The sequence below is a fragment of the Deltaproteobacteria bacterium CG11_big_fil_rev_8_21_14_0_20_42_23 genome (genome assembly GCA_002796345.1).
Taxonomy (GTDB): Bacteria; UBA10199; UBA10199; order 2-02-FULL-44-16; family 2-02-FULL-44-16; genus 1-14-0-20-42-23.
Window position 1 is genome coordinate 1 of record PCXC01000046.1, and the last position, 13,095, is coordinate 13,095.

Below are 13,095 nucleotides of genomic sequence, written 5' to 3' on the forward strand. Positions count from 1 at the left end.
CGCCCTTTTTTCAACAACACCAAACCGTAAACCACTCTCATTACTCACTTCGATGTGCTCATGGAGGGTTTTTCAGGGGGGACTATGTAGTGGTAGTGATGTTTCAGTTCAGGAAAAATATTCTCCCCTTTGTGAGAGCGCACTTTTGAGGCCTTCATCTCTTTGACAGAGGAGATCCTTCACGATGTTCAGGATGACGGTGTTGCTCTAATGCACTATTGAACTATTGCCCCATTGCACCATCATCCACCTCAACATCATTTCCCGGAATCAAATTTTATGCCTTGCGCTAACGGAAGTTCGTTTCCCCAGTTGAGCGTACAGGTCTGGCGGCGCATGTAGGTTTTCCAAGCATCAGAGCCAGACTCTCTTCCGCCGCCGGTGTCTTTTTCTCCGCCAAAGGCTCCGCCAATCTCAGCACCGCTGGTGCCAATGTTTACGTTTGCAATGCCGCAGTCTGAACCTTTGTGGCTTAAAAAAGCTTCGGCATGTGAAAAACTGTTGGTGAAAATGGCTGACGACAAACCTTGTGGCACATCATTTTGCAACGAAACGGCTTCATCAATCGAGTTTACTGGAGTGATATATAAAATGGGAGCGAAGGTTTCTTCTTGCATAATCTTCATATTTTTCTTTGCGTGAACAATGCATGGTTTTACATAGCATTCTCCCGGAAACTCTTTGCCATCCAGTGTTTCTCCTCCATATAGAATTTCTCCGCCTTCTTTTTTTATTTCAATCAACGCGTTTTGCATTTGTTTCACAGCGTCATTATCAATAAGCGGACCCATGAGATTTTTTTCATCAAGAGGATTTCCAATGCGAATGTGTGTATATGCCTTTTGCAATGCAGTAATAAATGGAGTCTCAATTTCTTTTTCCACATAGATGCGTCTGGTGGAAGTGCAGCGCTGGCCGCTTGTTCCCACGGCTCCAAACAAAGTTGCTCTCACCGCCATATCCAAGTTGGCATCTTTGGCAATGATGATGGCATTGTTGCCACCAAGCTCCAACAAAGATTTTCCAAGTCGCTTTGCAACTGCCTCGCCTACATGTCTTCCCATGCGTGTGGAGCCTGTTGCTGAAATAAGTGGAATGCGTTTATCGGCAATAAGGTTTTCGCCCACATCTTCGTTGTTGCCCACAATCATGGTGAACACGCCAGCGTGGCCATGTGCTTTCATCACTTTTTCTACGATGTTTTGCACAGCAATGGCGCAGAGTGGAGTTTTTTGTGATGGTTTCCAAATAACGGTGTCTCCGCAAACTGCTGCAATACAAGCGTTCCACGCCCATACCGCAACAGGAAAATTAAACGCAGTAATTACTCCAACTGGCCCAAGCGGATGCCACTGTTCATACATGCGATGCATCGGCCGCTCGCTGTGCATGGTGAGGCCATACAGTTGACGCGAAAGTCCGCAGGCAAAATCGCAAATGTCGATCATCTCTTGCACCTCGCCCAAACCTTCTTGCAGAATTTTTCCCATTTCTAATGTGACCAGTTGACCCAATGCTTGCTTGTGTTCACGAAGAGCATTCCCAATCTGGCGAACAATTTCTCCACGCTGAGGAGCGGGCAGCATGCGCCACTTGTGAAAAGCTGCAACGCTTTGTTCTGTGATGAGTTCTAAATCTTGTTTAGAACCTTGCTGCACATGAGCAATCAGCGATCCATCAATAGGAGTGTGAGCAACAAGTTCGCTGCCAGAAGGTTTTTGCAGCCAAGCATCTTGTGTGAAAACGCCAGAATTTTTTTCGTGAATGCCAAGTTGTTTTAGAAATGGATAGTTCATGGTAGCTCCGTTTGGTGCCTTCCCCCCCCCTCTTAGATTAAGAGGGGCCGGGGGAGTTATGCTCTTTGAGTATAAAAAACAATAACCCCACCTAACCTCCCCTTAATCAAAGGGGAGGGATTAAACAACTTCTCTAAATGCATCAGCTAAAATACTCAACGCCAAATCAATTTCTTTTTTCGTTACCGTAAGTGTTGGGCGAAAACGGAGTGATCGTTCTCCGCATGGCAAAATAATCATGCCTTTTTCGTAACATTTTTCGCGCACTTTGTTTCGCATTTCTGTTGTTTCAAAATCAATGGCGCACATTAAGCCCAAGCCGCGTGAGTTGCTTAAAAAACTATGCTGGTGTTCCAAAGTGTGAAGAGATTGCAAAAGATGTGCTCCAAGTTTTTCAGCATTCTTCAAAAGTTTATCACGATGAATCACTTCAAGTATTTTTGTAACACGAACGATGTCAATGAGGTTGCCACCAAAGGTAGAGTTGATGCGGCTTTCCTCAGAGAACACATGTTTTTCTACTTCATGCAGTTTTGTTCCGCCCAAAATGCCACACACTTGAGATTTTTTCCCAAAGGATAAAATATCCGGCTCAATTCCATAATGTTGATATGCCCAAAATTTTCCGGTGATGCCAAAGCCTGTTTGTACTTCATCAAAAATGAGCATGATGTCATGTTCATCACAGATGTTCCGTAAAGCCTGAAAAAATTCTTTTCGAAATTGTCTATCTCCGCCTTCACCTTGAATGGGCTCGATGAGAATGCAAGCAATGTCATCAGGGTTATCGGCAATGGCTTTTCCAATTTGGGCCAAGGCTTCCATTTCTGCAGCTTCAACAGTTTTTAGGTTTTGCTGCAACGGGAAGTGTATGGCAGGTGAAGAAATGCGCGGCCAGTCGAACTTTGGAAAGTACATGTGTTTGCGAGGATCGGCGGTGTTGGTGAGTGAAAGCGTATAGCCACTTCGTCCGTGAAAAGCTTTTTCGAAGTGAATCACTTTGTGTCCGCGTTCGGTTTTGATTCCCTTTGCAAAATTTTTTCGCACTTTCCAATCGAAGGCAGCTTTCAGTGCGTTTTCAACAGCAAGTGCGCCACCGGAAATAAAAAACAGATGTGGCAAGTGTTTTGGAATGGCATGTTTCGAAAAAGCTTCAACACATTCTGCAAGTTGAAGTGTGTAGATATCTGAGTTGGAAACCTTTATTACCGCTGCATCAGCGAGCTTTTTCTTAAATGATTTACTGCAAAGATCGGGGTGATTAAAACCTATGGGAAGTGATGCAAAAAAACTAAACATGTCCAAAAACTTTTTGCCGCTTTTAAGATCGTGAAGCCAAACTCCTTTGCTCTTTTTTAAATCCATCACGATGTCAAAGCCATCAACAAGCAAATGCTTGCGTAAAATCTTATGCACATTTTGAGCTGTTATTTTCATAAACGCTCCTATTTCGTTACCGATACGCTTCCAAGCCGGTGATTTTTTCACCGATTATTAACGTGTGCATTTCGTGTGTGCCTTCATACGTGTAAACACTTTCAATGTTCATCATGTGACGCATCACTGGATACTCGTCCAAAATGCCGTTGGCGCCTAAGATGCTGCGCGCTTCGCGGGCAATGTCGCGCGCGATGGCAACGTTGTTCATTTTTCCCATCGAAATGTGATGAAACTTTGCTTTGTCTTGTTCTTTCAATCTTCCAAGTTGAAGAGCAAGCAGCTGGCCTTTTGAAATTTCGGTAATCATGTGCGTGAGTTTTTGCTGGGTTAGCTGAAAAGCCGCAATAGGCTTATCAAACTGAATGCGAGTTTTTGCATACTCAAGTGCACATTCGTAACATGCCATGGCTGCACCCAGTGCGCCCCAAGCAATTCCGTAGCGCGCTTGACTGAGACACATCAGCGGAGACTTAAGCCCAGCAGTGTTTGGAAGGCGATTAGCTTCGGGTACTTCTACATCTTGAAGCACAAGTTCTGAAGTAATGGAGGCGCGAAGTGAAAGTTTGCCGTGCATTTCGGGAGCAGAAAAACCCTTCATGCCTTTTTCGATGATGAAGCCTTGTACCACGCCGGCTTCATCTTTGGCCCACACGATGGCGATGTCTGCCAGGCTTCCGCTGGTGATCCACATTTTTGCGCCGCTAACAATCCAAGCATTTCCTTTTTTTCGACACTTGGTTTGCATGCCGCCAGGGTTAGAACCGAAGTCGGGTTCGGTAAGGCCAAAGCAACCAATTTTTTCGCCGGATGCCAAAAGGGGAAGCCACTTCATTTTTTGCTCTTCGCTGCCAAAAGCAAAAAGAGGATACATCACCAATGCACCTTGGACCGAACAGAAGCTGCGAATTCCGGAATCGCCGCGTTCCAATTCTTGCATGAGCAGGCCATAGGCAACTGCTCCTAAACCGGCACAACCGTATTTTTCTGGTAAATTTGAACCTAAAAAACCAAGATTTCCCATTTTTTTGACTAATTCTTGAGGAAAAGTAGCATTTTGGTGATGTTTTTCGATGATTGGCAGCACTTCTTCTACGACAAAGTCGCGAGCCATGCCTTGAATCATCCGCTCTTGGTCGGATAAAAACGGCCCAATTTCCATATAATCAGGGCAGGTGAGGATACTCATGAACTTCCCCCTGTTCTTAAACTCGAAAAGAAGCCCAAAACGAGCTTCTTCGGCAAAGAACTTCAGTATTATGAACTATTTAGCGTTCTTTTTCAAGGACGGGAAGAAAAGTTATTTCTTTGCCTTTTTTGAGGGATGTGGGATAAAGCGGCGCTTTGTGACGAGGAGATGAGCTAAAGGAAGAAAGTTCAAGTTATGTATCGCAAGTTAAATTTAGACCGAGATAAAGTAGATCGTTGCCGAAAGGCCGCGTCGCGCGTTCTGGCGCCGGTTTTTCGCTATATTCAGCATCATTCTAGTGTTTCAATAGAGCGGGCAACCCTTGAAGCGCTTGGGTTTTCTGGTGAGAAGGATGGTGTCTCGGCCGCAGATCTTTTTGTTGCAGCACTTTCCCGAGATCAGCTTCGTTTTGGGGCTGCCAACTGGATGCTCTCGGCAAGTTTGCGGATGAAGGTTTCGGTTCCAGAGTTGGCCAAGTTGTTTTTGGCTGGTAAGTTGGATGTGAAAAAAATCTCACGCTATCCAGTACAAGAATTGAAGCCACATGGTGAGCGGCTTTTGCGAGAAACGCTTGAAACATTGCGTTTGCAACGTCGTTATCGCGAACAGTTGCGGCTGGCGTTTCCCATCGGAAAATTTCCTCATCTTCAATATGAACTGTCTGAGCTGGCTTCGGAAGGTTGTGAACTAGAATGTAAAGAAGCGGCGAGTCTTGGTGCGCACATTTTTTCAATACCGATACAAAAAGGACAACCGTCACTTGCTTCTCTGCAGATGCAAAGTAAAGTAACGGCTTCCAGTTCATGGCTTAAAGCGTTTCGTAAGTTTTTGGATGAGGAAGGTGAGCGGCGACAAAAGTATTTTCGTTTGTGTGTTGATCCGAGTTCGTTGTGCGTTCCAGAATTTAGCTTGTTGTCTGCGCAGCTTGGTGTTGATGTGCAAGTGTTGGATCCATTTTATGCTGCGGAGCAGGGTGGTTTGTGCCTGAAGCGTACTTTGATTGATGCCTCGTTTTCGGCAAAACTTTTAACTCTTGCTGGCATTCACCTTTCCAGTAAAGGCGATAGGCTTTTTCTATCGCAGGCAAGTTCCTCGCGGCTTACTTCGCAAGTATTTGTGTTTCATGTTTTGCACGAGCTTTTTTTTCAAGAGGCTGGCGTTGAAGCTGATGCTATCTCAGTTTCCCATCGTTTGCATCTTGATGTGGACGAAGAAGATTCAAGCTTGCAAGAGATTGCGCATGCGCAAGTATTGCGCGAATTTTTTCCGCGCAGCCCAGTGTTATATTTTCCTCCACACAAAAATGAGTCCAAGCTTGGCGATTGGACTTTAGCGCTTTATCATCTCATTGCACTTTTGAGTGAACAAAGTGTGCATGTGCTTGGAGGAAAAAACGATTTGCTTGCCGAAAGATTGCTTTCACTGAAGCAAGCAAATGTTTTGTTGAAGAGCGCAAAAAGTATTGGCGATGAACTTTCGTTAAACACCAACGGAAAAATTGCACGAAGATCTCACATGCTGCTTGAGAATACATTGAAGCTTTTAGAAAAACTTGAACGCGAAGGTTTTTTTGAAGGCTTGCAGTCTGAGAAAATTTTCTCCAATGCCATTTCTCAACAATCTGCAGTTGGCAATGATGGCATTTTTCAAAAAGAACGAACTTACTATAATCCATTAATGGAAACGCTTTCTCAAGATCAAGCGAGTTTAGAAAAATAAAATGATATTACGATCAAAAAAAATAGCACCATGCGGGAAAGCTAGTGAAGACGGGCTTGTTACGCTTTCGCTTACGTTTTCTTTGGCTGCAGATGAAGAATCGGTGAGACAAGTGGTTGCTTTTGTGCGTGATCACAAGTTTTCAGATGTAGCATTGCTTCGCATGGAAATTATTGGTGAAGAACTTACGCGCTTTGTGCTGACAGCAAAAACAAAGCTGATGTTAAAAGTAAAAGAAACTTCCAAACAGAAAAATGCAGTGTCACAAAACGTGAAAACATATGCATCATTATTAGAGTATGCAAAAACAGCACCTGATGTACCTCGTATACGAGGGCAAAAAAGGAAAGCTGTAGAACAAGTAAAGCCTGAAGAACAAACGGTGACAGCAGAAACACAAAAAACTAACGTTAAACCAAAAAAGAAATATCGAAGAAGAAAAAAGAGAGCACCACGAAAAGAAACTGAATAAGGAGTGAACAATATGGCTGGTATTGGAATTGTTTTAAATCCACATTCAAAAAGTAACAAAAAAAATCCTGAGCGCGCAAAACGCTTGGGATTTATTGTTGGCGATAAAGGTTCATGTCATGAAACTCAAAGCATTGAAGATGTTGCGCGTTTAGCTCATGAGTTTAAGCGACGGGAGATTGAGATTTTAGGCATCTCTGGAGGCGATGGAACTTTGTATGCAACGCTTTCCACGTTTGTGCAAGTGTATGGAGAAACACCACTTCCAAAAATTGCCTTTCTTCGTGGCGGAACCATGAACAACACGGCTAATACGCTTGGCATTTGGGGAAGCCCAGAAAAAATTCTTTCCGATGTGATTGTGAAATATCATGAGGGAAAAGAATTTCAGATGACGCAACGAAATTTATTGTGCATCAATAAAAAGTTTTACGGCTTTGTGTTTGGAATGGGAATTGTTTCTCGATTTTTGAGAGCGTATGAAAAACGTCCAGGTTCTGTAGCTGCGGTTCTGCTCTTATTGAAATATGTATTTGGAGTTTTGCTTAATACGCACGAAGCGAAAAAACTGTGTGAATTGTTTGAAGCAAAAATTACGTGTGATGAAAAAGTTCTGCCTCTGAAAAAATATAATTTTCTTTTTGCAGGAACCATTGAAAGTTTAGCACTTGGCTTCCGGCCCTTGTACCAAGCGGCAAAACTGGAAGATGAATTTCAGATGAATGCTATTTCGGCTACGCCAAAAGAAATCTTAAAACTTTTCCCTCGTGCGCTATTGGGAAAACCATCGCCATACAATTATTGCATCGATCGCAATTGCAAAAAAATGGTTTTAGAATTTCCCGAAGCTATGGACTATACTATCGACGGCGATTTCCCAGAAGATCCGGTGAAAAAAATCGAAATCGAACTGGGCCCGCGTTTGGATTTGATTGTGGGTTAGTTTACAGTTCTCCACCATATTCGAAATATCTGGCAAGTTTATCGCGAGCTTCGTTGAGGTTTTGTGGATTGAGAATTCCCCTCTGTGTTTCAATTTGGTCATCTAATTCAGATTTGATTTCTAGAAGTTTCTGTTTTTTTGGCCCGTCTTCTAGAGTGTCTAAATAAGTATTCATGTCTTTAAGAATGCTGTTTATAAAGACAGCTCTTACTATTGCAATGGTGAGGGTTTTGTCATGTGTGGCATAAGGGAAAATATTTCCTTTTACAGGAACGTTTGGTACAGATTTAAAACGCGCATTCAATACAGTGTCTGCTTCGGCTTGATAAAATCCTAAAAGCGTTTCATCTACGCCATTCCATGTTCTTTGGCGCGAAAGGTTGTCCGTAAGTCTTTCGCTTCTGTTTGTTTCACGTAACACTTCATGAACGTGATTCATCTGCATGTTGATTTGCGAAAGTCTAAAAATGGCGAAAGCTAAGGCTTCATCATCAAGTTGTTGAGCTGATGTTGAGTTAAGCCCATCTTCTTGTGTAAGAAAGGCTGCAAATGCAGAGTAGACAGGTATTTCCAGATCAGGATAAGTTCTAGAAAGTCTGCTTCTGATTCCATGCGAAAGGTTAAATTCTGCGCTGAATCTACTCAAAAGTGCACCACGTTCTATTGTTTCGGCTACTTCCCAGCCAGCTTTAATGATGCCGTATTGTCCGTTGTACTTGTCTACTTCTAGCTGAACTTGGAGAGCATACTCATCAAAGTTAGAGCTGGAAGCTTCATCAAGCATGCTGTTTTGCTCGCCAATGTAGACGTTTGCATTTAGGTGACGGTCTGCGCGAAGCGCTGCTAAAAGAGAGAAGCGTTGTCGTGAAGTAGTCAGGTCTTGTAATTCCTGTTTAATGGTTTCAATCGCAGTGAGAGCAGCTTCAGTTTCTAAAATCCTTTTTGCAAGTTGAGCTGCCGAAAGATTTTCAGCCATTGCACTCTCGTAGTTATTGAGCTGCTCAACAGTGTCGTATGCTTTCCTGTAAAGTTCATGTTCAGCAATACCTTGTGGCCACACTTCAAGCATTTCTAAAAGGCGAAGTGTTGAAGCATCAGCCCACGTGCGCACTGCTTGAATTCCTTTTTCTGTGTGAAGAGCATTTTCTTGCTCGAGTTCCGAAAAAGCTTCAAGTTTTGAAATTTTTGTAAAGAGTGCATCACCGAGTTTTGTATGATCTTCCACTTTTGCAGGTCCTGATTGAATTTCCGGTTCATCAACTATTGTGTATCTTTGATGAGGAGAAGCTCTAAAGTTTTCTAAGTTTTGATGTGGAGTAAAAGTCCAGGTAATTTCTCCAAAGTTTTCATATTCACGAGTCTCTCTTTCTACTTTTGCTCTTAATGCAGCTTCGTTTTCTTTAAGTCTGTCATCTAAAAAGAGAGCAAGGCGAAAGTGCGATTTTTCTGGATTTCTTCCAATAATTTCGGAGCGTGCTGTAGCCTGCATTTGCAGATTTGCTCTTCTTATTTTTGAAGCGATATCGCTTGCAGTAGTATCAATCCCTTCGGCTGTGGTTGCTACAGATTTTACTTCCCAAATATCAGTGTTACCTTTTTCATCTACTACCAAGAAGTCAGCTCGTTTTTGAGTGGTGGAAATAGGAATGGAAATAATTTTATTTCCTTTGTCAGCCATGGTTTGGATGAAGCTAATTTCTGCTGTTGCTCCCCTAGAACTGCGCGCGCCCTGAAGATAGGCATCTCGGAGAATGGTGAAAAAATCAACTTCAGCTACAAGGCCGTGATATTTTTTTCTGAGGGCAGCTTGATACATTAAAAGGCCTGCTAAATTTTCGAGGCTCATTTTCCCAAGAGAAACTTCAAGGAGCAAACCAAAAAGTGAGGTGAGTTTACGTTTATTTACGGGACTATCGTTTTTCCACAATCTTGCAATTTCAAGACGTAAGGCATCAGAAATTATTTTTTGCTCAGCACTTACGCGTTCATCCTCAAGATTAAGAAAGGCAAGAACTTGTATAATGATAGTTTTTAGGGTTTCTCTGTTTCGATCAGAAAGACCAACTTCTCCAAATGAGTTACCAAATAAAAGATGATCGTGTTTCCACACTTCTGCAATTTCTTCGCCCACGTGATAAAACGCATAGCTTAGTGCGAGATCGCTGATGCCAAGTTTTGAGGCGAGTTCTTCAGCGTTGGTTCCAATCGTAAATGCATAAAAGTTTGAAGTGAGATAGTCGTTACGCTCGCGCGCAAGGCTTCTTTCCAGATATGTTGCAGTGATATCTTCCAAAGCAGAGACATCTGCAATCTGGTGCAACGAATAGCGAACACTCTTCTCAACATCAGATTCAAAACCTTCAGCATATGCACCGGAAAGATCTCTTACCTTTCCAATGGTTTTTCCTGCGTGGTGTTGAAGAGCAGCTTTTACTCTTTCAATGTCACTCACACTTGGGTCGAGATGAACCTCGGCTACATCGAGATAAACAAGTGAAAGCATGGGAGCTCGCGAATCTCCCAGTTCAACTTGACCAAATGACATGTAACCATCTTCTTCAGAAATGAGCATTTCTTCAGGTAAAGTGGCAAAAAGATACTGAACTTTTTCTCTCCAAGCTTCATATTTTTTTGGATTATATCTCCATGCGTTTTTAGCAACGGTGTTCCAACTTCCTGGAATGCGATCACGTTCGTAGCGCCACACCAACTTTCCTATACTTGCTCTTAAGCTGGTAGATGTTTCAGCATCTGGATTGTGAAAGAGGGCAACGAACGCATGGTCTCGCAAGGTTTCTTCAATGCTGGCTTTTTCGCCAGCAGCTCCACGTTTCACTCTTTTGCTGATTGCATTTGTGTATGTGGTGAATTTTGCATTCACTTCGCGCACTTTTGCTTTGAGCGCATTTGCACTTTGCACATCTTCAGCTGATGCAGCTATGTAAAGCAGAAGCGGGTACTTGGTCCAGATTTCGCTCTCACCGTCAGCGTCAGTTTCGTTGATAATCTCATTAAAGCGAGACATGCCTCCCATGGCTCCGATGTTTTCTAAAAGCTGTACACCTTTATCTGTTGCTACTGTTTCAAGTCCATCAAGCACGCGTTGTAAGCTTAAGCCATCGTAGCTCACTTCAGCTGCAGATATTCCAACTCTTGAAGCTGCAAATTGTACAGCTGCTGGAGTTGCTGACTCTAGTTTTGTGAGAGCCAAAAAAGTATCCGGAACATTTCCATTTTGGAAAGCTGATGAAGGAGTGAAGGCATCAGGTTTAAGAAAGATACTTGAGCCCAAAGCCAAGTTTGCGCCGGGTGTAACACCGAGAAGAGATCCACTGGAAATAGATCCCGCTGAAAAGGGTGGTATGGGAGCGCCGACGAGTAGACTCATACCTCTATTATCGGCAGATGTTGAGATTGGTTGCTTTGTTTAAGTTGTTGAAATACAAAAAGAAATAGAAATAGTCTTAGAATGTAAAGGTAAAGTTCTCTGTTAATGCAGGGTTGGAGAAGTGTTTTCTGTGTTAAAACCCTTCTATTCCATCAAGGACAAGAAGAGGGTTATCCATCTTAGGGTAAGCATCAGCTTCTAATTTTGCTTTTGCTTCGCCAACTTCCCCAGAGCTGCAAAGTGCCAAGGCAGCCTCATGATGTGCCATGAGTCTTCCGTTGTCTCCGCTGCCGTAAAGTTCTGTGTAAGCTTTTACCAAAGCAGGAAGAACATGTTCGAGTTTTTCGAAGTCGAAAGGATTGTCTGTGTTGCTGAAATCAACAACGCCAGCATCCACTAAAAGCTTCCACTGATAGCGTGCGCCTGTTGCATGAATTTCTGGTGGGTCCATATATAAGTTTCGGAGTAAACTCAGCAAATACAATGCCTGTGCGCCTCGCAAGTCGGCTTCATCAAAAGCGCCTTGTTCATGATACCACCACAAGCGGCTGGCACCCATGATGTCGGCTTTGCCTTCTTCAAATCCCATAACTAAGCGGATATTGTTTACAGCGTCAGCAATTGAGATGGGATCATCAAAACTTGGGATGGAAATTTTTGCATTTTGATCAACGCCATCATTGTGTGCAAGTTCATGTGCTAGCGTAAAAATAGTGTAGGCATTATCGGTGAGCATGCGTTCAAGTTTTGCAGCAAAGACTTCACCGAAAAGAGCTTTCGCCATTGGTAACGCTTGGTTTTCTACTCGCGACCTCATGATTTGAGCAAGTAAGACGAGACGGTTTTGGACATCTCCATTTGTCAAATTACCTTCATACAAATCTGCATTTGGTCGTGTGAAACCGGAAGCAACATAACTGGCTGAGTTGGCGTGACCAAAAGGAAATACAGCATTCACAATATCAATTTCAGGCCCGGGGCGAACGCCGGTGGGAAAGGGCGCCACTTCACCATTTGCTGTCCATAAAGCCACGAGGCGTTCATTTGCAGCTTCACGAAGCTGGAGCATTTTTTGGGCAATGGCAGCTTGTGCTTTACTTGGGCTATATCCAACAAGAGCAAAGTGAGAATATTTTACTCCAAAAGGATCGCCATATTTTGGTGCGTTTTCTCCTGGGCCAGCAGCAAAGCTGATGCGTGGATGATGCTGAGTTACCCATGCTACATCGGCATGCCTATCAGCAAAAAAATGTGCACCTCTTACAGCTTCGGCTCTGCCCGCAAGCATGTGTGCGAAGTCTGTGTGCGTGCTGAAGAGTTCTGCGGCAGCAAGATTAATTCTATCAGCCATCATTTTTCCAAGCAGTTCAAGATCTGGGTGAGAGCCTAAATGTGCAGGTTTGTACCAAACATCTTGATGGAGGAAGGCATCAGTATCACCTTCTCTTGCGGCGACAAGCATACTCATAGGCGCAAACACTTTTGCTTTAAGATCTGCACTGAGATTTTTTCGAAGAGCATTAATGTCAGCTTGAGTAAAATGATCCGGCCACCAAACACCGTTGGGAGTTCGATTTGCGCCTGGAAGTACAGCAGCTGCAACTTGGCTTGAATCATGTTGTGTTGGTTCAAGTGCACCCAAGTAGCCACGCATCCAGTAGTGTGCGATGGCTAACGGATTTCCTTCATCAACGATAGCTCGAAATTGTTCCACAAAATTTGGCTCAACCTGAAGGCGATGAAACACATCCATTAATGAAGCAGCGCCAAAGAGATGTTGAAGTGCCGGTCTGTCTGCAGCTTCAGCCTGTGAAAGATCAAAGTGAAAAACAGGACGGCCGCGTGTGGCAAGGTCTCTCGCTAAAAGTGAATTTCGGGAAGTTGTCCAATCAATGCCTCTTAATCCAGCTTTGGCGATATCATGTAAAGGAATTGGACGCTGATTTTCTTCGGCAAGAAAAGTGTTTAAGGCTGTTAGTCCAGGCTGAACACTAAAACGATGTTGCCCGCAAGTAAGGCTGCCACCACCATCAGTGCGAAGAACCATGGGAAGGCCAAGAAGGTGAAAAGGATGAGGGGCTAATAAGCTTGCAGTCACGTGCCAATCCTTTTTGCAAAGAGAAAAATGAAAATCAAACGCTGGCAAACGCAG

Annotated in this window: 8 protein-coding genes; 3 read left to right on the top strand and 5 right to left on the bottom strand. The window is 43.5% G+C overall.

Annotated elements, in window-relative coordinates; all coding sequences use genetic code 11:
* Positions 1 to 257: 257 nt before the first annotated feature.
* The 3 genes from COV43_05915 to COV43_05925 form a co-directional block, all read right to left on the bottom strand.
* Positions 258 to 1,796: an aldehyde dehydrogenase family protein gene (locus COV43_05915; protein PIR25281.1), complete on the bottom strand. Its 1,539-nt coding sequence runs from the start codon at positions 1,794 to 1,796 to the stop codon at positions 258 to 260.
* Between the two features lie 120 nt (positions 1,797 to 1,916).
* Positions 1,917 to 3,233 (bottom strand): L-lysine 6-transaminase, encoded by a 1,317-nt coding sequence (locus tag COV43_05920; GenBank protein PIR25282.1) that lies wholly within the window; start codon positions 3,231 to 3,233, stop codon positions 1,917 to 1,919.
* A gap of 16 nt (positions 3,234 to 3,249) precedes the next feature.
* Positions 3,250 to 4,422, bottom strand: a complete 1,173-nt coding sequence (locus COV43_05925) for an acyl-CoA dehydrogenase (GenBank protein PIR25283.1) — start codon at positions 4,420 to 4,422, stop codon at positions 3,250 to 3,252.
* A gap of 195 nt (positions 4,423 to 4,617) precedes the next feature.
* On the opposite strand from COV43_05925, the gene COV43_05930 reads away from it, so the two are divergent.
* Genes COV43_05930 through COV43_05940 form a run of 3 tightly spaced genes read left to right on the top strand, consistent with a single transcriptional unit; the run spans position 4,618 to position 7,555 of the window.
* Positions 4,618 to 6,141: a hypothetical protein gene (locus COV43_05930; GenBank protein ID PIR25284.1), complete on the top strand. Its 1,524-nt coding sequence runs from the start codon at positions 4,618 to 4,620 to the stop codon at positions 6,139 to 6,141.
* 1 nt (position 6,142) lies between these two features.
* Positions 6,143 to 6,613, top strand: a complete 471-nt coding sequence (locus tag COV43_05935; GenBank protein ID PIR25285.1) for a hypothetical protein — start codon at positions 6,143 to 6,145, stop codon at positions 6,611 to 6,613.
* Positions 6,614 to 6,625: 12 nt separating this feature from the next.
* Positions 6,626 to 7,555, top strand: coding sequence for a hypothetical protein (locus tag COV43_05940; protein PIR25286.1), 930 nt, complete (start codon positions 6,626 to 6,628; stop codon positions 7,553 to 7,555).
* Between the two features lies 1 nt (position 7,556).
* On the opposite strand, the gene COV43_05945 is transcribed toward COV43_05940, so the two are convergent.
* Together COV43_05945 and COV43_05950 are read right to left on the bottom strand one after the other, a co-directional pair.
* On the bottom strand, positions 7,557 to 10,943 hold the full coding sequence (locus tag COV43_05945; GenBank protein PIR25287.1) for a hypothetical protein: 3,387 nt from the start codon (positions 10,941 to 10,943) through the stop codon (positions 7,557 to 7,559).
* Between the two features lie 133 nt (positions 10,944 to 11,076).
* Entirely contained in the window at positions 11,077 to 13,089 is a 2,013-nt protein-coding gene (locus COV43_05950) for a hypothetical protein (protein ID PIR25288.1), read from the bottom strand.
* Between the last annotated feature and the right edge of the window lie 6 nt (positions 13,090 to 13,095).